The organism is Sulfitobacter sp. M22, from assembly GCF_021736025.1.
Classification (GTDB): Bacteria; Pseudomonadota; Alphaproteobacteria; order Rhodobacterales; family Rhodobacteraceae; genus Sulfitobacter; species Sulfitobacter litoralis.
Genome location: NZ_WMEC01000003.1, coordinates 1 through 22,422, shown reverse-complemented (window position 1 = coordinate 22,422; position 22,422 = coordinate 1). Strand labels below are relative to the sequence as shown.

The 22,422-nt window shown below is 56.3% G+C and carries 24 protein-coding genes and 1 pseudogene; 18 read left to right on the top strand and 7 right to left on the bottom strand.

All coding sequences use genetic code 11. The annotated features are described in order from the left end of the window. Positions 1-17: 17 nt before the first annotated feature. Positions 18-749 carry a flagellar hook basal-body protein gene (locus GLP52_RS16430; protein WP_093732869.1) on the bottom strand — a complete coding sequence of 244 codons (732 nt, stop codon included), beginning with the start codon at positions 747-749 and terminating at the stop codon, positions 18-20. Positions 750-866: 117 nt separating this feature from the next. On the opposite strand from GLP52_RS16430, the gene GLP52_RS16425 reads away from it, so the two are divergent. From GLP52_RS16425 to GLP52_RS16410, 4 genes are all read left to right on the top strand, one after another. Further along, positions 867-2,684, top strand: a complete 1,818-nt coding sequence (locus GLP52_RS16425; RefSeq protein WP_237273776.1) for a tetratricopeptide repeat protein — start codon at positions 867-869, stop codon at positions 2,682-2,684. Between the two features lie 130 nt (positions 2,685-2,814). Beyond that, the gene (locus GLP52_RS16420; protein ID WP_237272938.1) at positions 2,815-4,116 is read left to right on the top strand and encodes a flagellar hook protein FlgE; all 1,302 of its coding nucleotides are present in this window, start codon (positions 2,815-2,817) and stop codon (positions 4,114-4,116) included. 26 nt (positions 4,117-4,142) lie between these two features. After that, the gene (gene flgK / locus GLP52_RS16415) at positions 4,143-5,561 is read left to right on the top strand and encodes a flagellar hook-associated protein FlgK (RefSeq protein WP_093732871.1); all 1,419 of its coding nucleotides are present in this window, start codon (positions 4,143-4,145) and stop codon (positions 5,559-5,561) included. 10 nt (positions 5,562-5,571) lie between these two features. Then, positions 5,572-6,651, top strand: a complete 1,080-nt coding sequence (locus tag GLP52_RS16410) for a flagellin (protein ID WP_272903480.1) — start codon at positions 5,572-5,574, stop codon at positions 6,649-6,651. Here GLP52_RS16410 and GLP52_RS16405 read toward each other — a convergent pair whose 3' ends face one another. After that, positions 6,652-7,356 carry a response regulator transcription factor gene (locus GLP52_RS16405; RefSeq protein ID WP_093732873.1) on the bottom strand — a complete coding sequence of 235 codons (705 nt, stop codon included), beginning with the start codon at positions 7,354-7,356 and terminating at the stop codon, positions 6,652-6,654. It lies immediately after the preceding gene. A gap of 150 nt (positions 7,357-7,506) precedes the next feature. Between GLP52_RS16405 and GLP52_RS16400 the strand changes: the two genes are divergently transcribed. From GLP52_RS16400 to GLP52_RS16380, 5 genes are all read left to right on the top strand, one after another. Next, positions 7,507-8,688, top strand: a complete 1,182-nt coding sequence (locus GLP52_RS16400; RefSeq protein ID WP_237272936.1) for a flagellar basal body P-ring protein FlgI — start codon at positions 7,507-7,509, stop codon at positions 8,686-8,688. Next, on the top strand, positions 8,688-8,990 hold the full coding sequence (locus GLP52_RS16395; protein WP_237272935.1) for a hypothetical protein: 303 nt from the start codon (positions 8,688-8,690) through the stop codon (positions 8,988-8,990). The genes GLP52_RS16400 and GLP52_RS16395 overlap by 1 nt, the downstream gene beginning before the upstream one ends. Further along, positions 8,987-9,478, top strand: a complete 492-nt coding sequence (locus tag GLP52_RS16390) for a flagellar biosynthesis protein FlgI (protein WP_237272934.1) — start codon at positions 8,987-8,989, stop codon at positions 9,476-9,478. The genes GLP52_RS16395 and GLP52_RS16390 overlap by 4 nt, the downstream gene beginning before the upstream one ends. A gap of 132 nt (positions 9,479-9,610) precedes the next feature. After that, positions 9,611-10,480 carry a flagellin N-terminal helical domain-containing protein gene (locus tag GLP52_RS16385; RefSeq protein WP_237272933.1) on the top strand — a complete coding sequence of 290 codons (870 nt, stop codon included), beginning with the start codon at positions 9,611-9,613 and terminating at the stop codon, positions 10,478-10,480. 167 nt (positions 10,481-10,647) lie between these two features. After that, positions 10,648-11,553: a flagellin N-terminal helical domain-containing protein gene (locus tag GLP52_RS16380; protein WP_237272932.1), complete on the top strand. Its 906-nt coding sequence runs from the start codon at positions 10,648-10,650 to the stop codon at positions 11,551-11,553. Between the two features lie 99 nt (positions 11,554-11,652). Here GLP52_RS16380 and GLP52_RS16375 read toward each other — a convergent pair whose 3' ends face one another. Beyond that, positions 11,653-13,044 carry a FliI/YscN family ATPase gene (locus tag GLP52_RS16375; RefSeq protein ID WP_237272931.1) on the bottom strand — a complete coding sequence of 464 codons (1,392 nt, stop codon included), beginning with the start codon at positions 13,042-13,044 and terminating at the stop codon, positions 11,653-11,655. Between the two features lie 62 nt (positions 13,045-13,106). On the opposite strand from GLP52_RS16375, the gene GLP52_RS16370 reads away from it, so the two are divergent. The 8 genes from GLP52_RS16370 to GLP52_RS16335 are packed head-to-tail and all read left to right on the top strand — an operon-like array spanning position 13,107 to position 19,297. Then, on the top strand, positions 13,107-13,460 hold the full coding sequence (locus tag GLP52_RS16370; protein WP_237272930.1) for a flagellar basal body protein: 354 nt from the start codon (positions 13,107-13,109) through the stop codon (positions 13,458-13,460). Between the two features lie 15 nt (positions 13,461-13,475). Further along, on the top strand, positions 13,476-13,886 hold the full coding sequence (gene flgC, locus GLP52_RS16365) for a flagellar basal body rod protein FlgC (RefSeq protein WP_093732880.1): 411 nt from the start codon (positions 13,476-13,478) through the stop codon (positions 13,884-13,886). A 9-nt stretch (positions 13,887-13,895) separates the two neighbouring features. After that, positions 13,896-14,213 (top strand): flagellar hook-basal body complex protein FliE, encoded by a 318-nt coding sequence (locus tag GLP52_RS16360; RefSeq protein ID WP_093732881.1) that lies wholly within the window; start codon positions 13,896-13,898, stop codon positions 14,211-14,213. Between the two features lie 39 nt (positions 14,214-14,252). Beyond that, positions 14,253-14,522 (top strand): flagellar biosynthetic protein FliQ, encoded by a 270-nt coding sequence (locus GLP52_RS16355; RefSeq protein ID WP_093732882.1) that lies wholly within the window; start codon positions 14,253-14,255, stop codon positions 14,520-14,522. A gap of 1 nt (position 14,523) precedes the next feature. After that, positions 14,524-15,312 (top strand): lytic transglycosylase domain-containing protein, encoded by a 789-nt coding sequence (locus tag GLP52_RS16350; protein WP_237272929.1) that lies wholly within the window; start codon positions 14,524-14,526, stop codon positions 15,310-15,312. Positions 15,313-15,314: 2 nt separating this feature from the next. Then, positions 15,315-17,405, top strand: coding sequence for a flagellar biosynthesis protein FlhA (gene flhA / locus GLP52_RS16345; RefSeq protein WP_237272928.1), 2,091 nt, complete (start codon positions 15,315-15,317; stop codon positions 17,403-17,405). A gap of 6 nt (positions 17,406-17,411) precedes the next feature. Next, positions 17,412-18,167 carry a flagellar biosynthetic protein FliR gene (locus tag GLP52_RS16340; RefSeq protein WP_237272927.1) on the top strand — a complete coding sequence of 252 codons (756 nt, stop codon included), beginning with the start codon at positions 17,412-17,414 and terminating at the stop codon, positions 18,165-18,167. A gap of 2 nt (positions 18,168-18,169) precedes the next feature. Continuing rightward, a complete protein-coding gene (locus GLP52_RS16335; protein WP_237273775.1) occupies positions 18,170-19,297 on the top strand; it encodes an EscU/YscU/HrcU family type III secretion system export apparatus switch protein in 1,128 nt (375 codons plus the stop codon). On the opposite strand, the gene GLP52_RS16330 is transcribed toward GLP52_RS16335, so the two are convergent. The 4 genes from GLP52_RS16330 to GLP52_RS16315 are packed head-to-tail and all read right to left on the bottom strand — an operon-like array spanning position 19,294 to position 21,919. Next, positions 19,294-19,956, bottom strand: coding sequence for a MotE family protein (locus tag GLP52_RS16330; RefSeq protein WP_093732886.1), 663 nt, complete (start codon positions 19,954-19,956; stop codon positions 19,294-19,296). The genes GLP52_RS16335 and GLP52_RS16330 overlap by 4 nt on opposite strands. A gap of 3 nt (positions 19,957-19,959) precedes the next feature. Continuing rightward, positions 19,960-20,334, bottom strand: a complete 375-nt coding sequence (locus tag GLP52_RS16325) for a flagellar motor switch protein (RefSeq protein WP_093732887.1) — start codon at positions 20,332-20,334, stop codon at positions 19,960-19,962. Beyond that, positions 20,315-21,268: a flagellar motor switch protein FliM gene (locus GLP52_RS16320; protein ID WP_093732888.1), complete on the bottom strand. Its 954-nt coding sequence runs from the start codon at positions 21,266-21,268 to the stop codon at positions 20,315-20,317. Before GLP52_RS16320 ends, GLP52_RS16325 begins: the two co-directional genes overlap by 20 nt. 9 nt (positions 21,269-21,277) lie before the next feature. Next, entirely contained in the window at positions 21,278-21,919 is a 642-nt protein-coding gene (locus tag GLP52_RS16315) for a flagellar basal body-associated FliL family protein (protein ID WP_093732889.1), read from the bottom strand. A 134-nt stretch (positions 21,920-22,053) separates the two neighbouring features. On the opposite strand from GLP52_RS16315, the pseudogene GLP52_RS16310 reads away from it, so the two are divergent. Continuing rightward, positions 22,054-22,422: pseudogene (locus GLP52_RS16310) on the top strand (flagellar basal-body MS-ring/collar protein FliF); the annotation flags it as partial.

Sequence of the window (22,422 nt, the reverse complement as noted above, 5' to 3'; positions counted from 1 at the left end):
TACTCCTTTCGGGGGCGTTACACGCGCCCAAGTTTCTGGATGGCCGTGCGGGTCAGATCATCGTCGGACCCCATCAGCTTGACCGAGTTTTCATAGGCCCGCTGGATGTCGATAAGCCGGGTCATTTCTAGGACAGCGTTCACGTTGCTGCCTTCGACAAAGCCCTGTTTGACCTGCGGGCTTTCCATCTGCTGTGGCTGGCCTGCATTGGGGGGCAGTTGATACATGCCCGCGCCCATCGGCAGCATCTGGGCCGCTTGGTTAATCGCCACAACGCTGATCGCCCCCAGCACCGCGCCTTGTGGGTTGGTGACTGTGCCGCTGGTGGTGATCATCACCTCGTCACCGACGTCATCGGGCAAGACCACAGGGCCGCCGCCGACGCCCATCAACGGCATGCCTGCCGCGGTCTTCAACTGGCCGTCCACGTCGACCACAAGGCGCCCGTGGCGGCTATAGCCTGTCTCGCCGCCGGGCATTTGAAACTGGAACCAGCCGTCACCGGCAATAGCGATGTCCATCGGGTTGCCAGTCTGCGTGAGAGGGCCGTCGGAGAGTTCGAGGTAGGTCCCGCTTTCGCGCACATAATTGATGGCGTCTTGACCGCTGCCATCTGGGACAGATTGGGTCACAGGGTGGATCGCCTTGTAGCCCGATGTTGTGGCGTTGGCGAGGTTATGCGCCGCAGTATCCATGCTGCGCGTCAGTGCGGTTGCCTGAGAAAGCGACACGTAACTGATATTTGTCATCTCATCCCCCGACGATGCTAACGCAAAACAAAAACCGCATTCTACATGTTATTGCAAATATAAATTTTCATGAATACAAGGATAAGGCAAGCTGTAATTACTATATCAAGGATAGTTGTGCGCCGATATATTTGCCTTGCTGTGCTTAAAGGGGCGCTGGTTCTTGCTGTTCCGGCGGGTGTCCTTGTGGCAGCGCCGACGGATGTCGTGGATACTCTTGACCACAGCATTTTAGATTCAGGGCGGAGCTGGCGGCGCGATGTGGATTTGCGGCGCTGGTCTGCGGATGGCTTGCGCGCCGATATGCGGCACAACATCGATAAGCTGGGCAGCCAGCGGGGTCCCGACCAAATCCGTGTGATGCTGGATATCGCAGAGCTGTATCTGTCGCATATGCTGCTGTTCGAGGCAGGGGCCATACTGGCCGATGTGGTGCCCGAGACCCCTGGTCCCATACGACGTCATCGGGCGCTATCAGACGCGGTGCGGCTGCTTGCAGGAGAGGCTCCAACGGCGATGACGCCGCCTTTTTCGACCTCGCCGCTGGCGGGTAGTCGGCCGGATCGAGCCTTTTGGGCCAGCCTCGATGCCATCGCGACATCGGATGTTCGGCGGCTGTCACTTAATATCGAGGCCAGCTTTGGCGGGCTCAGCACGCAGCCTGAATCAGTTGTACGTGCAGTGTTGCCCGTGCTGCTAGAGGCGGCGATAGAGTTGGACAAGCGCGAATATGTCGATGCGACGCTGCGCTTGATGGATGAAATGCCGGACCTCGCGGGGGCTTCGTCCGGGACATTCCTGCGGGCACGGGCGGCGCAAAAGCGGGGCGATGAGGCCACCGCCCTTAGGACATATCTAGAGGCCGCCGAGGGCTGGGACCAATATGCCGTGCGCGCGCGGATGGCGGTGGCGGATATGGCGCTTGCCGAGGGCGGGAAGGGGGCGTTGCTTGCCGCACAATCGACCCTAAAGAGCGGATCAGAAGCGTGGCGCGGCGGTCGTTATGAGCTGGAAGTGCTGTATCGCCAAGAACGCGTTTATCATGCGCTTGGCAACGATCCCGAAGCGGTGCTGACCCTTGGTCGCATATTGCTGCGCTTTCCCGAGCGCGCCGAGGCGGCGTCGAACGAAGCACGTGCACAAGAATTGTTGGCGCGTATCTATGCTACGGGGGGCGAGGGGCAATATCCCTTGTCGGCGTGGATGGCGCTGCATCTGCGGCTGCTGCCACATTTCCGGTACACCGAAGGGTTCACGGCGCAGATCGAAACGTTGGGCGACTATGTCCTGAAGCTCGGGTCAACCGACCTTGCGGCCAAGGAATACCGTCGTGCGGTGCGCATCCTGCAAGAAAAGCAGGAAGAACAGGGCACCTCGCGTGAGGCGGATATTTTCCGCCTGCACCTGAAGCTCGCGCAGGCCCAGATGCGCGGCGGCCAGTTCGCCGAGGCTCGGCTGACGCTTGACCAGATGGACCCGAGCGTTGCGCCAGAGCTGATGCAAGCGCATCAGACTTTGTTGGCAGAAGCCCTATCAAAGCTGGGGGATAAGCCCGCATTATTGAAGGCGTCGGTCAATACCCCGACGGCACAACATCTGCGCGATGTGGCTTTGGCGCTGTCCGAAGAAGAGCGCTGGCCGCAGGCATCAGAGGCTTTATCGCAGCTTTGGCGGGACTACCCACAGGCCTTTTCCTTGCAGGATGCCACACGGTTGCTGATTGCGGCCTACCGGTCTGAAGATCAGGGCACACTAGAGAAGGTCACCCGATCCTTTCCTAGCCTTACGCCGTCTAAGGATCTGATATCGCTAGCGAATAGCATTTCTGAAGCACGGGATGGTGTGGATCCTCTAAGCGCCAGCAGCGCTGCAAAGCGGTTAGATCAGCTGGAAAACGCTTTTGAAAGTATCGCCAATTCAGGGATATCTCCATGAACTCGCATCCTGATGCGTCGAAATTGCAAGGTTAGGCAAAAATAAAACGCTACAATTTAACCTTCCTTAAACTAATCCGTCTATTTGTGCTATTAGGCAAGAATACCAAGAACGATAACGAGGTAGAAACATGAGCATTTCAAGTGCGCTTCAGACCGGTGTCAGCGGGTTGCGCGCCAACTCCAAAGCGGTTGGCAGCATCTCCGAGAACATCGCAAACTCGAACACGGTGGGGTACCGCCGCGGGTTCGCGCATATGGTCACGACCACGGCTTCGGGCGGAAATGGTGACGGGGTTTTGTCGGTTAATGCCGTCGAAGAGATAGACATCTCGACAGCGGGCGGCTTGATCTCGACCAACTCGCCTACCGATCTGGCGATCGGCGGGAATGGTTTTTTCTCGGTGTCGATGAACCCGAACGAAACAGTTCAGACCAACTATATGCTCACGCGTGCAGGATCTTTCCTGCCGGATGAAAAGGGCAATCTGCAAAATGCGGCGGGATATTACCTTGCCGGTTATCCGTATCAGCTGGATGGCGGCATCGGATCCGTCGACCGCACATCGTTTAGCGATATGGAAACCGTAAACATCGGTAACCTGAATATCTCTGCCGGGGTGACGACGACCATTTCTTCCTTTGGCAACCTGCCGTCGCAAGATACAGGTCAGGCCGAACCCGGTGCGCCTTTTGTGACCTCATCCGAAGTGTTTACCGCCTTGGGTGAAAGCCAGCGGGTAAGCTTTTCCTGGGCCCCCGGCACGACGGCCAATACGTGGGATCTGGCAATCGCGGACCAGAAGGGTGATCCCTTGGGCAGCGTCACAATCGAATTCAACAACGCAGGTCCGGCCGCCGGTTCGCCCCTAGGGTATACAAACGCCACGTCGACAGCGACAGCACCGGCTGCGTTTTCAGTTGATCCAGAGACAGGTGTGGCAACCATCACGTTGAATAACGGTGTCGTCCCGCAAGAGATCGACATCACATTGGGCAAGCCGGGCAGCTTTGACGGGATCAGCCAGTTCGCCGGTGACTTCAGCCTCGCATTTGATCGCGACGGGTCCAGTGCAGGGGAGTTGGTGCGTACCGAGATCACCGAAGAGGGCACTTTGTTCGGCATTTTTGACAATGGTATGCGCCGCGCCCTTTACGATATTCCTGTCGCTGTTGTGGCCAACCCCAACGGGCTGGTCGAGGTGAAGGGCAACGCCTATCGCCTGTCTGGCGAGACCGGGTCGTTCTCTGCGTTGCAGGCCAATTCCTCTACCGTTGGGTCGATCAACGCCGGGGCGCTTGAAGGCTCTAACGTGGACATTGCGCAAGAGATGACCGACTTGATCAAAGCGCAGCGGGCGTTTTCTACCAACGCCAAAGTTATCACGACCGTCGACGATATGATGGATGAAACCACCCGTCTGAAGCGATAATCCAGACGGTCTGACCGGAGCATGACATGAGCCTTACGGGCGCGCTGAATTCGGCCACGGCCGGGTTATATACCACACAGGGTCAGTCGCGGGTCGCGGCGGATAACGTGTCGAATGCGATGAACCCGGGGTATGTCCGGCGCGAGGCGGTGCTTGTCACCGCCAGCGGCGGGCAAGGCGGCGCTGTGATCAGCGAGGTCCGCCGCGAAGTCGATGCGACGCTGCAGCGGATGTCGCGGCTCGAAAACGCCCGGATGACGCAGTACCAATCGATTCAGGAAGGGCTGACCAGCTATACTTCCTATCTGGGGCAGCCCGGCGATGGTACGTCGCCCGCGGACCGGTTCAACGATTTTCAGAACAGTCTGACAACACTGGTAAATATGCCATCGTCGAATGGTGCGCAGACCGCGGTTGCGTTGGCAGCAGAGGATTTGGCGCGATCGGTCAAAGGGGCGGCGACGACCTTGTCCACCACGCTGAGCGACGTGAACATGGAGATCCGCTATGAAGTCGCGGATTTGAACACCGCGCTCTATCAGCTGCGTGACCTGAATGCCTCGGGCAGCAGTTTTGCGCCAGGATCGCTAGAGGCTGCGCAATTTGATGAAAAAGTAGATACGATCCTTGATCAGATATCGGGCATTGTGGATACGCGGATGCACCGGTCGTCCAATGGGTCGATCAGCCTATATACCGTCAGCGGTGCGGCTTTGCTTGAAGGGCAAGTGGTTCAGGACGTGACCTTTAACCCCAGTGACGGGACGCTGATGGCGGGCAAACAAGACATCACCCCGTTCAAAGACGGCGTCCGCGGTGTGCAGCACGGCAGTCTTGCGGGGCTATCCGAACTGAAAAGAGAGACGATACCGCGGTTTAGTCAACAGTTGGATGAATTCGCCCGCGGGTTGATCCAGACCTTCGAAGGGGCCGACGCCAGCCTGGAACCGAACGAGGCAGGCTTGTTCACCGACAACGGCAGTGCTTTTGATCCCGATAACCTCACCGGACTGGCCAGCCGCTTGCAGGTGAACGACAAGATTTCCTCAACTGGCGATGCCGAGGTTTGGCGTATTCGGGACGGGTTAGAGGCGGTTTCCCCTGGTGCAGGGTCTGAAATGGGGCAAATCAACGCCTTTCTGACCGCACTTGATGACCCCATGAACGCCGCGAAAGGCACAGGCATTCCGAGCGAGGTCTCATTGCGTGATTTCTCAGCCGAGATGATCACCAGTCAGGCGGCAGAGCGTGCGCGGGCCGAGAATGATTTCAATGCAGCGGCCTCTGCGGCCGAGGTGGTGATGTCGGCGCGACGCAATTCCGAGGGCGTCAATATCGACGACGAGATGCAGCAATTGTTGTTGATCGAACAAAGTTACGCGGCAAATTCCAGAGTGCTCGCAGCAGTGTCAGAGATGATCGACACGCTGATCGCAGCGGTATGAGGCGGATAAAATGGTTCTAGGCATCAGTAGTTTTTCGTCGTTTCAGTTTAACCTTTTCAACCGACAGAACGTACAGAGCAACACAATGGCGTTGCAGCGTGCGGGCGAGGAAGTCGCGACCGGAAAAAAGGCCGACATCTATGCCGATCTGGGCCCGCGCGCCGCGTCGGTCATGAAACTGCACGGCCGAGAGGCGAATACGCAAACCTTCATCACGTCTAACAAGGTCCTCGGCAGCAAGCTTGACGCGATGCTCGCCTCGGTCGATGCTGCACGCACGCAGGTGCAATCGGTGCTGGAAAGCGCGTTGGTCAATGCAACGCGGGACAACAATGGGGCCGAAGTGCTCCAGATGCAGGCGCGGGCAGCCCTTGAAAGCCTCGTGTCGACGATGAACACCTCGTATAACGGGGAAAACCTGTTTTCCGGTCTGGAATCCAACAAGACCGCGCTGACACGTTGGCCGGAAGACAGTGCTGAAACCGGGCGGTCACCGCAATCCGTGATGGAGGAAATCTTTGGTTCCGGGCCGACGGATCCCGCAAGTGCCCAAGCGATTGCAGATCAGATCGACGCGGTTTTCCAGTCTCAAGACGCCGATGCCAGCCGAAATTTCCAAGGCACTTTTTATCAAGCGTCGCCCGAAGCCGATGCAGCTGGCAACGAGACAAAGCAGCTTAGTGCTTGGGTGAATACCGGCCAAGAGGTGGCATATGGCGTGCGTGCGAATGAACAATCCTTCCGCGATGCCTATAAGGGCTTGGCAATGCTTGCTGTTTCGGATGTGAGCCAGATGGATGACGCGGCCTATAGCACTTGGATGTCAGAGGTCGTCGACAGCCTGTCAGCGTCGCAGGAAGGGATGTTGGATATCTCTGCACGGATCGGTTTCAACCAGCAGATCGTCGAGAAAACACAGATGCAGCTGAATGATCTATCGTTGGTCCAGCGCACGCAGATTTCCAACTACGAGAGCGTCGACCCCTATGAGGCAGCCACGCGGATGAACAGTCTGGAAACGCAGTTGCAAGCGAGCTATCAGGTGACATCGCGGCTCTCGAGCCTGTCGATCCTGAACTATCTGCGCTGATCAGCTTGCCTTGGAGGTCACCTCGGGCGAGCTGAGCTTATAGCCACGACCATGTACGGTTTCGATATACTGCCAGCCCGACTTTGACGCCGACGCGAGCTTTTTGCGCAGCTTGCAGATGTAGACGTCAATCACCTTGTCAAACGGCTGGTCGATGCTGCTGCCATAGATGGCGTCATAGATCGCGTTTTTCGAGATGACCTTGTTCGAGTTCAGCGCAAGATGCTGAAACACCGAGTATTCTCGTTTCGACAACTTAATCCGGCTGCCAGACACAATCGGGTCGCGCCCGTCGAAATAGGCCGTCAGCTCTCCGACAATCACGCTTTCAGAGGCGTGACCATAGTGCCGCCGGATAATCGAATTTGTCCGCGACAGCACTTCTGCACCGCGTATAGGGCTTACGATCACATCATCGGCCCCGAGGTTCAGCAGATCTGAGGTGTCTTTGGCGTTGCGGAAATCCTTGAGGACGATGACCGGATTGACGCAGCCTGCTGTGCGCATCGCACGGATATACTCACGCGTGTCATCGCCTTCACCGATCAAAACCGCATTGGTTTGGTGGCCAGGTTGCAGCAACGGGCCAAGCCCGGTGGTGAAAAACTCGGCTGTGACGAACTGAAGCTCGATACCTGCGCTGCGCAGTTCTGCGGTTAGGCCGGCGCATCGTTCTTTCCGCTGTTCGAAAATATACATGCGCATGTTTTTGTGCCCTAAACCCTGACTATTCCTATCGGTAGCAAGTATATTCTGCGGTAGCAACAATTAATAGATGATTTAACTTGTATAAAACGGTCTGCTACGTGATTATGGCAAGGATAGTTGAACTGTTCTTGTACCGGAGATTTCGCAATGGCGCACCGCCAGCGACCCCCTTTCTCAGCATGGCTGCGCGGCTTGCAGGTGATTGCGGCTGCCGCGCTGCTTGCGTTGCCGGCAGTCCCCGCGGGCGCGCAGGTTCGGATCAAGGACATTGCGCATTTCGAAGGGGTTCGGGAAAACCATTTGATCGGCTATGGCTTGGTCGTGGGCCTTTTGGGGACGGGGGACAAGCTGAACTCTAGCCCCTTCACGCGTGAATCCATTCGCGGCATGCTTGAACGTTTGGGCGTTGCCAATCTGGATGGCGAGACGCTGAAAACCAAAAATACCGCAGCTGTGATGGTTACGGCCAAGCTGCCGCCTTTTGCGCGGCGCGGCTCGCCCATCGATATCACGGTGTCGTCCTTGGGCGATGCGACCAGCCTGCGCGGTGGTACCTTGTTGATCACACCGCTGACCGGTGCAGACGGTGAGGTCTATGCCGTAGGACAGGGTGCGGTCGCGGCCTCGGGGTATCGCGTGGACGGCAATGCCGCGAGCGTCGTGGACGGCGTTCCGACTATCGCACGGATCGAAAACGGTGCCATCGTTGAACGCGAGATCGAATTTAGCCTCTTCCAGCTCGACAGCATCCGGATTGCGCTGAACAATCCGGATTTTACGACCGCTGACCGTGTGCGCGAGGCGATTGCCCGACACCTCGGGTCTAGTCAGGTCGAAGTGCTGGATTCCGGCACGATCGAGGTCTGGGTCGGTGACAAGCGCAACGCCCCAGAGACGATCATGTCAGTTGAAAATCTGCTGGTCACGCCGGATGCCGTTGCGCGGGTCGTGATCGACGAGAAATCCGGCACCATCGTCATGGGAGCTGATGTGCGGATCGCGCAGGTTGCCATCAGTCAAGGCGGATTGACCGTGCGCGTGCGCGAGAACTTTGGCGTTAGCCAGCCCGGTCCAATCAGTGTTGGTGGCAATACGGCTGTGATCAGCGAGAAACCCATCTCTATCGGGGGGACGACCGTGATCGTGCCCGAAACGGAAATCGATATCCAGGAAACCGACGGCAGCTTTAGCATTCTGAACGGTGACGTGAGCCTGCAGGAACTGGTTGATGGGTTGAACGCCATTGGCGTTGGCGCACGGCAGACAATCGCGATCCTGCAAGCGATCAAAGCCGCCGGTGCCCTACACGCCGATCTGGAGATTATCTGATGACGGGTCCAATCACGTCGGCACAGCCTGCCTTCGACATCGCCAAGCCCGATCGCGCGGCGCAGACGGGCAAGGAATTCGAAAAGGTGTTTCTGACCCAGTTTGTCGATGAGATGATGAAGACGGCCGGCTCATCTGCGTTTGGGGGCGAGCAGCAAGCCGATATGTGGCGGTCGTTCATGTCAGAAGCCGTTGCTGGCCAGCTTGTCGAACAGGGCGGTTTCGGGTTCTCGGGCAGCGTGTCGCAGATGCTGGATGCTTACGGTCAGGGCAAATTCACGATCGGAGGGCAGGGCGAATGATGTCGCGCACCTTCCGCTTTGGTCAACGCGGCAGCACCCCAGAGGGGGAGGCGACGGACCAGCCTGCGTTAACCCCGCAGGACGAAGAAAACATCCACGCCTATGTGGCGAAGATCCACGATACAATCGACGTGCTGAACCGCGAGATAGACGCGATCAAGGCCGGCGATCTGGACGTCGTCAGCGCGATCTTCGAGGAGAAATCCCGCGCGCTGAAATGGTTGGAACTGCAAACGCCGCTTGTAGAGCCCTTTATCGATCACCCGATTATGACGGAGCTGGAGGTCAAGCGGCACCTCAGGCACCTCAAAAGCGCGATTGAAGAAGACAGCGCCATTTTGTCCCGCATGGCGGTCGCGGCGCGCACCATTTTGCGCGAGGTGAAAAAGATCAGCAATCGCAATGATCTAGACGGGAATTACGGGAAGATGGGGCAACGTGTCAGCGGCGTTGCCGACAAAAATATGCGCATTGATCAGAAATTCTGATCCTCTTTCTACCGATTTACCCATTTTGTTAACCCTGCTTTAACCTGAGCTGCTAAGTAGTTCAGGTTAGCCTTTCTACGGCTGACCTCAGTCAGAAGACTGGATCAATACGAGAAGCAAGGAGAACATTAAATGTCGTCCATTCTCACCAATAGCTCCGCAATGAACGCTCTGGCCACGTTGAAAGACGTGAACCGCGGGCTGAACCAAACACAGGACCGTGTTTCCACGGGTCTGAAAGTGGCGTCTGGTAAAGACAACGCTGCCTATTTCGCCGTCTCCGAGACGATGAAAGGCGACAGCGGCATGTTCAAAGCCATTAACGAAGGCATGTCTGCGACCAAGAACTCCGTCGCGACAGCCCGTCTGGGTGCAGAAACTGTTTCTGACATTGCGCAGCAGATCGTTGAACGTGTTGCTTTTGCTCAAACCGATGGCGTTGACCGTGCCGATGTCCAGTTGGAAATCGATGCGCTTGTAAAGAACATGGGTACCGCAATCGAACAAGCGACCTTCAACGGTGATAACCTGGTTGATGGGACAAAAATGGATGACGGGACAACCGATAACTCCATAACTCTGGTCAACGGTGTCAAACGCGATGGATCCACCTTCGCTACCACGACATTCAATTTTGAAGGCGTGAACCTTGGCGCGATTAAAACCGCATTTGAGAGCGTGAAGGTTTATAGTGAAACCACTCCGGGAACTCCGGATGATATCGACATGAGCGCTGCACTGAGTGCTGCCGAAACCCAACTGGCAGCATCTATCACTGCTGCGACATCTCTCGGCATTACCGAAAACGCTCTGGAAGGTCAGATGGAGTTCATCGACAGCCTGACAGACACGCTGGATTCCGGTGTGAGCTCAATGGTTGATGCGGATATGGAAGAAGAAGCGGCGCGTTTGCAGGCCTATCAGGTCCAGCAGCAGCTGGCGACGCAGTCGTTGTCGATTGCAAACCAGGCGCCTCAGAACATCCTGAGCTTGTTCCGTTAATTCGGCTTCGGCGTTTTATGACAATACCCTCTCCATCTATGGTGGGGGAGGGCTGGCACTGACAATCGTCCAGCCCGCTTTCAACTGAGTAAAATATAAATAAAGCTGGCCCCCTGCCAGCATCAGTCAGAAGACTGGATCAATACGAGAAGCAAGGAGAACATTAAATGTCGTCCATTCTCACCAATAGCTCCGCAATGAACGCTCTGGCCACGTTGAAAGACGTGAACCGCGGGCTGAACCAAACACAGGACCGTGTTTCCACGGGTCTGAAAGTGGCATCTGGTAAAGACAACGCTGCCTATTTCGCCGTCTCCGAGACGATGAAGGGCGACAGCGGCATGTTCAAAGCCATCAACGAAGGCATGACCGCAACCAAGAACTCCGTCGCGACAGCCCGTCTTGGTGCCGAAACTGTTGCCGACATTGCACAACAGATTGTTGAGCGTGTTGCCTTCGCCCAAACCGACGGCGTGGATCGTAATGATGTTCAGCTCGAAATTGCTGCGCTTGTTAAGAACATGGGAACTGCAATCGAGCAGGCCACCTTTAACGGCGATAATTTGGTAGACGGTACAAAGACAACCCTCGGGGTCGATGACGGCGCTGGCGGGCGTACGGCAGGTACACCTGTCACTCTGGTCAACGGCGTAAAGCGGGATTCGGCTGGTTTTGGGACAACGACTTTCTCCTTTGAAGGTGTTAACCTAAACGACATCAAAACAGCCTTCGAAGCGATCGATGTATCCGCCGCGGATACTGCAGAGACTTCAGCCGGTGCAAATGATGAAACTAACATACGGACTAAACTGGCGGCTGCTGAAAAGCAGCTAGCAGCATCGATCACTGCAGCCACATCCCTCGGCATCACCGAGAACGCTCTGGAAGGTCAGATGGAGTTCATCGACAGCCTGACGGACACGCTGGATTCCGGCGTGAGCTCGATGGTTGATGCGGATATGGAAGAAGAAGCGGCACGTTTGCAGGCCTATCAGGTTCAGCAGCAGCTGGCGACGCAGTCCTTGTCGATTGCCAACCAGGCCCCTCAGAACATCCTGAGCTTGTTCCGTTAATTCGCTTTCGGCGTTTTATGAAAACACCCTCTCCGCCTTTGGTGGGGAGGGGCCCTGAGGACACAAACCACCGGCCCGGACATGCGTCCCGCCGGTTTTTTATTGCGCCTGACCAGCCTCGGCGCGGGCGCGTTCCTCGAAAAAACTCCGCAGCGGGTCGTCGATGCCGGATTCAAGGATCATCCGATAGGTATCTGCAAACCCCTCGGCGGCGGGCGTTTTGTCGCCACGGCTTTGTGACAGAAACGGGCTTGCTGCCTGAAAGAAGGTAATGGCCTGATCAGTTTCAGGATCGGACCCTGATTTATAGGCCCCAAGGCGGATCAGATCCTCCATATCGGCATAGCGGCCCAAAGCCTTGCGCGCGACTTTGGTGATTTCATACTCCTCGGGGGAGTGGCACCCCGGCAGCATCCGTGACAGTGATTTTTGCAGGTCGATCGCAGGAAAGCGCCCCTGTTCCGCGATGCGCCGATCCAAAACCAGATGCCCGTCCACGATGCCGCGCACCGCATCCGCGATCGGTTCGTTCATGTCATCCCCGTCCACCAACACGGTATAAAGCCCTGTTATGTCGCCCTCGGCCGCCATGCCGGGGCCTGCGCGCTCTAGTAAATGCGGAAGCTCGCTGAAGACCGACGGCGGATAGCCCCGTAGGGTCGGTGGCTCGCCACGGGCGAGGCCGATCTCACGCTGCGCCATGGCAAAACGCGTGACACTGTCGAGCAGTAGCAGCACCTGTTTGCCCGTCGATTTGAAGTATTCGGCAATCGCAGTCGTGGTGAGCGCGGCCTGCTTGCGCAGCAGCGGCGCCTCATCCCCGGTAGAGACAACGACCACCGCGCGCGCCATGCCTTCCTCGCCCAAATCCTCTTGGATGAACTGTTGTACCTCGCGTCCGCGTTCGCCGATCAGCCCGATCACGATGACATCGGCATCCGTATTGCGGGCGAGCATGGCCATCATCGTGGATTTCCCAACGCCGGAGCCCGCGAAAACCCCCATCCGCTGTCCGCGGCAAATGGGCGTAAAGATGTCGATGCATTTGATCTGGGTCTCTAGCTTCTCGCCGACCATTTTACGATCGAACGCGCCGGGCGGATTGGCGCGAAAACGGGTTTTTCGTCGGGGGCGTCGGGCGCGTGCATATTGAGTGAGCGGGCGGCCAAGCGCATCGACCACCGTGCCGATCCAGCTCTCGTCGGGGAAAACCATATCGTCATGTTCGATCAATTCGACCGCGTTTCCGACAGACACGCCTTCCCATGTGCCAAAGGGCAAGACACAAAGGTCGCTTCCCTGCGCGCTCACGACCTCACCGTCAATATGCCCTGCGGGGGTGTGTACTCTGCATTGGCTGCCGATGGCCGCCATTGCTTCCAGCCCGCCGACCGTCAAGGTCATGCCGGTGATTGATTTGACGGTGCCCGAGATCTTTGCGCTGGCGCATGAATAGATGGACTTTTGCAGGTTTGCGAAGGCAGAAGTCAAAATATACTCTTTCGAAAATATTCTATCCTTGCTATATATCAAGGATAGATTATGAGTCTAGTATGAATACAGATCCTACATCCTTGTTCAGTCTTGCCCCCAAGCGTTTGCAGTGGCTTGCCACGCGGCAAAACGTCGTGTCCGAGAATATCGCCAACGCAAATATCTCGGGTTACCGGGCGCAGGACGTTCAAAGCTTCGCAAGCTATCTTGAGGACACCGGCAGGTCGCAGGGGTTGCAAGAGGCCGAAGTGGTCGAGGCAAAGGTTCTTTCTGGCGCGACCATGACCGGGAATAACGTGAATCTCGAAGAGCAGTTGGTCGAGGCGAATAGTGCTTCGGGACAGTTTCAGATGGCAGCCAGTTTGTACCGCAAGGCGCATGAGATGGTTTATGCCGTTGCAGGTCGACGGTAATAGGAGGCGGGCGCGATGGATTCTCTTTCCAGAATTTCAACAACAGCAGCCAGTGGGATGCGCGCGCAGGGTGATCGGTTGCGCATTGTGTCTGAAAACCTTGCCAACGCGAGTTCGACCGCGCAAACGGCTGGGGGTGACCCCTATCAGCGCAAGGCCATTTCCTTCGAAAGCGGGACCGATCCGGCCACCGGCGCGGCGATTGTGCAGTCTGCGGGCGTAACGCGGGATGCTGCCGACTTTACCCTGCGGTACGAGCCATCGCACCCAGCGGCCGATCAGAATGGCTACATCAAGATGCCGAACGTTAACCCGTTGATCGAAATGAGCAACATGCGCGAAGCCGCGCGCAGCTATGAAGCAAACCTTTCGATGCTGGACAAGGCGCGCGATATGCGCCGTCAGCTGGTCGAGCTGTTGAAGTAAGGTGCCAGAATGACAGATTTTTCCGCCATCCGTTCCTCTTATGTTGAAGCCGCCTATTCCAAGACGGTTCAGGGAGAAACGCGCGGACCGAAGGCTGCAGGCCCCGCTCCCAAAGATTTCTCGCAAATGGTTGGCGATGCGGCGTCGCAGGCGGTGGAATCCGTACGCAGCGGCGACCAGATGGCGATCAAGGGGCTGACAGGGCAGGGCAGCCTTCAGGAAGTTGTTCAGGCCACCATGGCGATGGAGCAGACGGTTCAGGTGTCGGTGGCGTTGCGTGACAAATTGGTGGAAGCGTACCAAGAAGTTATGCGCATGCCGGTTTAACATCAGGTTAATGTACGCCATGTTTTTCGGAGGTCCACTGTGGATCCTGTCACTATCTACGAGATCATCCGGCAGACGTTGACCGTGACACTGATCGGATCAGCGCCGGTGCTGGTCGTGGCGCTTGGGGTCGGACTGGCCATCGCCTTTTTCCAGGCTTTGACCCAAATTCAAGAAATGACGCTGACTTTTGTGCCGAAAATTGCCGCAATCTTTGTAACGCTTGCGATCAGTATACCCTTTATCTTTTCGACACTCGTAGGCCTGTCTGACCGGGTTTTCGACCTTGTGGCCAATGGGGGGCTTTAGGGTGCGCTTGTCTGCATTTTTGCTGGCGGTATTGCTGCCGATATCTGCACAAGCGGACAAAGCTGGCTGGTCGGGGTTTTACACCGCGTCGGTATCGGCGGTAAAACCTGCGGCGCTAAGCACGAACCAAAATCCGATGCGGATTTGCATTGAGGAAATTCTCGCAGCTGAACAACGCTATGACATTCCGGGAAACCTGCTGCTGGCCATAGGTATTCAAGAAGCGGGTCGCGAAGTGAACAACAAGTTGGTGGTGTGGCCCTGGACCGCAAATACGAATGGCACCGGCACATTTTTCGGGAGCAAGCTGGCCCTCGAAGCGCATGTCCGCGAGACCCAGGCGCGTGGCGTTCGGTCGACAGATGTCGGTTGTATGCAGATCAATCAGCGTTGGCATGGTGACCAGTTTGCCTCGCTCGAGGAGGCGACGGCACCGGTGCATAACGTAGACTATGCCGCGCGCTTTCTCACATCGCTTTATCACGAGACGGGCGATTGGTGGCAGGCGGCTGGCCGGTACCATTCCTCAAACGCCAGCTATAAAGCGGTTTACCTAAAGAAGTTGAAGCAGAACCAGCGCATCGCCCAAGCATTCTTGACCCGCTTTGCGAGTGATGTCAGCGCTGGCGACAACGCACCGCAACAGGTTGCAGCTGCCCGCGACATGCCCGACTTTAATTGGAGCGCAGATCTAAGCGGCGCGAATTCCGGGAAAACGCGCGGTGCGTTATCCATTTATTCGACGCAGGTGTTGACCCCGGTCCTACCCCACTATGCGGAGGTCAACTGAACGTGGCGACACCCGACACAAATCCGGTGCCCTTCAGCTTTGCAAAGCTGAGTGGTGCCAATCGCGACATCGGGTTTGCCGTGGGGATGGTTCTCATTCTGGCAATGCTGTTTATTCCGTTGCCTCCTTTCTTTCTCGATCTTGGTCTTGCGATCTCGCTCGCGCTATCTGTACTGATTCTCATGGTGGCGTTGTGGATCGGTACACCTCTTGAATTTAACTCCTTTCCGACGCTGCTGCTGGTCGTCACGATGCTGCGTCTCGCCCTCAACGTATCCTCAACCAGATTAATATTAAGTGAAGGCCACAATGGCCCAGGTGCCGCAGGGAATGTCATCGAAGGTTTCTCGCAGTTCATTCTGGGCGGCGATTTCATCATCGGGATCATCGTTTTCACAATTCTGGTGATCATTAACTTTATCGTCATAACTAAGGGCTCTACTCGGATCGCAGAAGTCGCAGCGCGATTCTCGTTGGATGCGATGCCTGGCAAACAAATGGCGATCGACGCTGACCTAGGGGCGGGCGCGATTACAGAGGAGGAGGCGAAAACACGGCGTAAAACGGTGGAGGAAGAAAGCTCTTTCTTCGGGGCCATGGATGGTGCGTCGAAATTTGTCCGGGGCGATGCGGTCGCCGGGTTGATCATCACGCTGATTAATGTGTTCGGCGGCATTATGATTGGGATGATCAGCCACGGCCTAAGCGTCGGCGATGCCATGAGCCGATATACGGTGCTGACCATCGGGGACGGTCTGGTTACGCAAATCCCGGCTTTGGTGGTTTCCCTTGCCGCTGGTTTGCTCGTGACAAAGGGCGGGACGCTGGGTGCCGCGAATGAAGCAGTCTTAGGCCAGCTTAGCAACTTCCCCAAGGCGCTCTATGTCGCAGGCGGCCTGACATTCTGCATCGGTTGGCTGCCCGGCTTTCCGCTGATGATCTTTCTTGCGTTGTCGACCGGCATGGTGGGGTTTGGCTATATCATGCAAAAGTCTTTTCTAGAGCGGGATAAAGCCGAAGAACTAGCGGCAGCGCGCCAGGCCGCCCCTGCTGAAAGTACCGAAGACAAGCTTTCGGATATGCTTCGGGTGGATGATGTGCGGCTTGACCTTGGTTCCGGGCTTGTCCCGATGATTACATCAGTGAATGCCGCCCTGCCAGGCAAGGTAAAAAGCCTCAGGTCTCTGTTTATAAAGGACTTTGGCTTTGTCCTTCCTCTTGTCCGGATTAAGGACGATGCCGAACTGCCCGCCTATACCTACACCATCTCGCTGCAAGGCGTAGAGGCGGCGCGCGGTGAGGTTGATCCGATGATGATGATGGTCATTAACCCCTCCGGGCAGGAGATCAATTTGCCCGGCAAGCGCACACGCGAGCCCACCTTCGGGCTCGAGGCCATATGGGTCGACGAAACGCGCGCTTCCGAAGCAGAGCTGATGGGGATGACGGTTGTCGATCCTGAAAGTGTGATTACCACCCACCTGACCGAGGTGATCAAAGAGCACATGCCCGAGATACTCACCTACGCTGCGACGCAGGAACTGATCGAAGGGCAGGATAAGGAATACCAAAAACTGCTTTCAAATGGGTCGGACAGCAGCTCAGCCGTCATGTTGCAGCATGTTCTACAAGCGCTACTAGCTGAACGGGTATCGATCCGGAACCTTTCAATGATCATCGAGGCGGTCGCCGAGGCCAGTGCGACGTCCAAGAATATCCGGACCGTGATCGAACATGCGCGGAGCAAACTCGCCAAGCAAATCTGCCAGTCCTTAAAGGATTCTCAAGGGTACGTACCGGTGATTAACCTGGGCAGTGATTGGGAACGCGAGTTAGCGACCTCTATTTCGAAGGCAAATGGAGAGGAGACGTTTTTGATGTCTCCATCGCGCGTGCAGGAGTTCGTTCTTGCTGTGCGGAAAGAAATCCAAAAATTCTCGAGTGCGGATGAATGGCCGGCCATTTTAGTGAGCCCCCAAGCGCGTCCCTACGTGCGGTCGATACTGGAACGGGTCAGCCCAATGACCCAGGTGATTTCGCATAACGAAGTCCACCGCAAAGCGTCGTTGCGTACCGTTGGCACCGTCGGGTAAGGGCCCGTGGCAATCGAACCTTTCATTTCGTCATTGTTTTTCTCATTCTTCGTTGTGTTTGCGCGCATTGGAACAGCGCTGATGTTCATGCCGGGTTTTGGCGAGGTTCAGATTCCGGTACGGCCGCGTCTATCGCTCGCGATGCTGATCAGCCTGTCGCTGCTGCCTCTGACCCCGGTCGCAAGCTCGTTACCCGACAGTATCGTGACCGCGGTATTCCTGTTCGGCGCTGAGGTGTTGATTGGGTTATGGATCGGGCTTTGCGCACGTATCCTCTTGTCAGCATTGCAGTTTGCCGGATTTCAGGTGGGGCAGGTATCCGGTTTGGCGAATGCCTTTGGACCCTCGTTCGGATCATTTGAAGGGGCCACAATGGTCGCCAGTCTTTTGCTTATGAGTGCGGCTACCATGATTTTTGTCACAGATACCCATCATCTGATCATCCGCGCGTTGCTCGCCAGCTATCAAGTTTTTCCGCCCGGTCAGTTCGTCCTAGCAGATCTGGCGGATCAAATTCTGCGCGTGGCAAGTGCGAGCCTCTATATTGGCACGGCGATCGCGGCCCCATTTTTCGTGATGGGGGTGATCTTGAACCTAGGTATGGGGTTGGCAAACCGGATGATGCCGCAGCTGCCCGTGTTCTTTGTCGCGGCGTCGCTGCTGATTGGGGCAGGGCTACTGATCCTTGCCATCGCCCTGCCAACCATGCTTGATTACTTTTTGACGCGGTTCCAAGAATGGATCATGGGGTTTAGGATCTAGTCATGGCCGAGAACAGCGATAGCACAGAAAAGACGCTAGAGCCGACCGAGAAGAAGCTTAAGGACGCGCGCAAGAAAGGCGACGTCCCATCTTCGAAAGAGACGGGAAATATGGTGGTTGTCGTCGCGATGCTGGCGATCGCTGCCTTGATCTTGCCGTATCAAGCCCCGCAAATTGTGGTCGCGCTTTCGGTTCTCCTAGACCACGCTCCCACCCTGTTGGTCGCCACGGGGGAGCCGGGTGTCATTCGGTTGGGGCAGATCATGAGCGAGTTTTTCTTTATGATCGTCTGGGCGGTTCTTCCGATCTTTGGTGTGCTGTTCCTAGGGGGCGCGATTGGCGCGGTGATCCAAGGCGAAACTGTGGTTGCCGCCGAGCGTATCAAACCCAAACTTTCGAAATTATCCCCGTTCGAGGGATTTAAGCGTCTTTTTTCGGCCAATGCGCTGGTCGAATTCGTGAAAAGTATCGTCAAAGTGTTGGCGATTGGCGGGCTCGCCGTGTGGTTTACGAATGAAGCAGTGCGGCGCATCTGGACATCGGCTGGTTTCATCCCAGAGCACCTGCCCGGCTATCTGACCGCCGCCGCGGTGAAGCTGCTGATTGCAGCGGCAATTCTGCTGGTGCCCATTGCGATTGCCGACATCTTATGGCGGCGTTTTGACTGGCGGCGCAAGCAACGGATGAGCCAGAAGGACATCCAGGACGAGCATAAAGAATCCGAAGGCTCCCCCGAAATCCGCCAGAAACGGGCGCGCCGTCGCCGCGAGTTGTCGCAGCAGCGGACCATTACCGCCGTGCCTTTGGCGGATGTGATCCTGACCAACCCCACACATTATTCGATTGCGCTGAAGTATGACCCTGCGCAGGACATGGCCCCGGTCTGTATTGCCAAGGGCGCTGATCATCTGGCGCGGCGTATCCGCGAGGTGGCATCGGAACACAATATTCCAATGATCGAGAATAAGCCGTTAACGCGGATGCTGTATGACGAGATCGAAGTCGATCAGGTCATCCCCGTCGCCCATTGGGAAATCGTGGCGGAGATTATTAGCTTTGTCTTTGATCTGCGCAACAATAAGAAGCGCGCGGCACCGCAGGGATCAATCCTGCGGACCGACCCGAATTAGCGCAGTTTGATGCCCGTTAGGTCCTGGTCTGCGGGCAATTGAGAGCGTTCAAGAATAATCTTGGAAACCGCGCGGGCACGCACTGCGGGAATTTTCGCAAGGATTGGCGCGGCAGTTCTTGGCTTCATGGTTCCGAGGATCATGATGGTGGTTTCGATATCCAGATCATCCATAATACGCGCGGCATCCGTAGGCTTCATATTTGTATAAAGCTGGATCAATCGATCAAGGTCATCGGTCTGTGCGGCGTCAACGCGGCCCAACAGGCTCTCGATAGACGTCTTCAGTTCCGTTAGCGACGCCTTTTCGATGTTAAGCCGTTCACGTGCCAGGGCAAATTCAGCCCGCTGGTTTTCCAGCTCTACCTGTTGCAAACGCACCAGTTCACGTTCTTTGGTCAAAGAAATAAGCACGTCTTCCGGCGCTTCGCAGCCGTTTGACAGGTCGGGCAGATTAGCGACCAAGGGCGGCGCATCCTGAACCGGCTGCAGCTCCGTTTCTTCCTTGGTTTCCGCCGCAAGCACGACCATTGGCTGCGCGGGAAGGGGGCTATCTTTGAACATCGGCAGCTCTGGGAAGGACAGGGCCGCTTTGGCACAGAGCGTAAGCGCCAGCCCCCCAATGATAATCTTGCCGTTAAACATACCTGATCCAAACATCTATCAGCCCTTCGCCGCAGAGGAATTTTCGAAAAATGCGCGCACCATTTCCTTTTTATCCCGCACCACACGGACGCCATTGCGTTCGGCCGGAACGGGCTTGGTGGCGCGGCGGCTTGCGAAAGAGGCGGCGGCTTCTTCTACGGGGCGTGGTTCGTCGACGGGGTCAGGCACACGCTGCGCGGTTTCAATGCTTTCACGCATGTGATGCACCGATTGCTCGGATTTATCGACCGCCGATGAGAATTGTTCAACCAGCGGCTCAAGCTGCTTCAGCGTCGCGGTCAGCTTGCGTAACTTCATCGAGACCACATACCCATAGCCGATGCTGCCGATCAGCAATACGACGATCAGACTGTCAATTATCGTTGCTATCATCTTCGTGGTCCTCCAGAATTTCCAGCTTTTCGGTAATTTGCACAGCCACGTAGCCGTTATTGCGTTTCCCCAAAGATACGTTGAACATCGGGGTATCGGCGCAAGTCACTGTCGCGTCGCGCCCTTCTTCGATACCAAAATCAATCGTATCGCCTGGACGCCACGACATGATCTTCTGTAGGGGAAAGACGTTTTCGGACAGCACGACATCCAATTCTACATGGGCACGTTCGATCTGCGCTTCGATAAGGGACCGCCACTGGTCTTGCGACACCATGCGGTCACCGAAATAGACTTTGCCAAGATCAGGCAGAATCTGTTCTAGGGCGTCATAGGGAATGACCAGATCAAGGTTACCTGTGTTGCCTGCCAAGGTGAGAGACAAACGTAGCCGCGCACAAAGGCTGGTATTCTTGGCAATTGCAGCGCCTTCGACCTCTGTGTCGATGCGGTCCAGCTCTAGGTTCGCGGCCCCTACAACCGACAGTGATCGCTCCAGCTCGGCAAAGACAGCAGAGGCGAGCCGCTCTCCAAAGCCCAGTTCAATAGCTGTGAAGGGATCAGTGTTGTCGAAGTCGATATTCTTGGCATTGCCGCCCAGCATCAACTCTACCGCAGTCATCAGAACGGTCTGGTCCATCACCACAAGGATTTCGCCGACGAACGGATGGCCTGTTCCGATGGCGAGAAACGTGGGCTTGGGCAGCCCTTCGATCACTTTGCCCATTGGAATATAATCGAGCGATGCCAGCGATGCTTCACACATGGCCCGCAATAAATCGGGCAGGGCGACTGAAAGGTTTTCAACCATGCGATCACCGATGATGTCCAGCATAGGAAGCCGGTCAAAGGTGAAATCCGACATGCGGATGATCTCGTCTATCAGGTTAGGGCCTGTTTCGTCGGGTCGTGTTGCTGTATCGCTCGCGCTCATCTCAGCCCCCTATTGCACGATCAGGTCTTTGATCAGGATTTCCTGCGGCAGATCATTGCCAACAGCCGCGCGGGCGCGTTTTAGCAGTTCGGCCTTGATATACAGAATGCCCGCCATGCCGCGCACGTCGTTTTCCGTCAGTCCACGCAGGTACCCGTTAAAGAGATCGCGCATGAAAGGCTGACGCTCTGCCATCAGCTTGTCCGCGCCGTCGTCGGGGCGGTAGGCGACCATCAGGTTAACCTTAAGATAAACCGACGTGGGGGATCCGTTCTGGTCGAACCCCTGAATGTTGGTCAGCATCTCGCCCAGATCAAGCAAGCCGGTGTCGGCTGCTTTAGCGTCTTTTTCGCCGTCTGCGTGATCGTCGGTTTCGGCTTCGCCGTGCGTTTCGTCGCTTGGTTTTTGCGGTGCAGCGTCGTTATCTTTGGCGTCAGCGTGTTCGGCTTCATCGCTCTTGTACTCGGGCTCGAAGGCTTCTGCGTCTTTGACATAGGCCGCGCGCGCAAGGAAGAAGCCACCACCGAGCGAGACCACACACATCAAGGCCGCTGCAATCAGCATTTTGCGCGATCCGCGCGGCCGGTCCGCTGCGTCAGCAGGGGTGCCCTGCTTTGCCGCGGCTGGCTTTTTTTTTGCTTTATCGGCCATGTGGAAACCTTAACTTGGTGTTAATGTACATTCGTCTCTCAGGGCCAAAAACACAAGGTTAAAAATTGTTTAATACTTGCCACGAGGCATGAATTGTTCAATATATCCATAACAAATCGCTGCTGAGGGGCATCATGCAAGGATTACTCGACAATCTTAAGTCGCTCGGTCGTAACAAGCTTATGGTGCTTGGCGGGGCGGGTATCGGCGTGATGCTGTTGATGATTCTCGGCATCGGTGCGGTGACTCGTCCGGACTACGCGCCGCTTTATTCGAATCTGTCGATCACCTCTGCGAATTCAATCGAAGCGACACTGGCGAATGCGGGCTTTGATGCCATGGTGTCGGAAGATGGTACGAGCATTTCTGTGCCGCGCGGTGATGCGGTGCGGGCACGGATGGTTTTGGCCGAAACCGGCATGCCGATCGACGGCGATCCCGGGTGGGAGCTGTTTGACGAAAACAGCGGGCTGGCGATGAATTCCTTCCTTCAGAAAATCAAT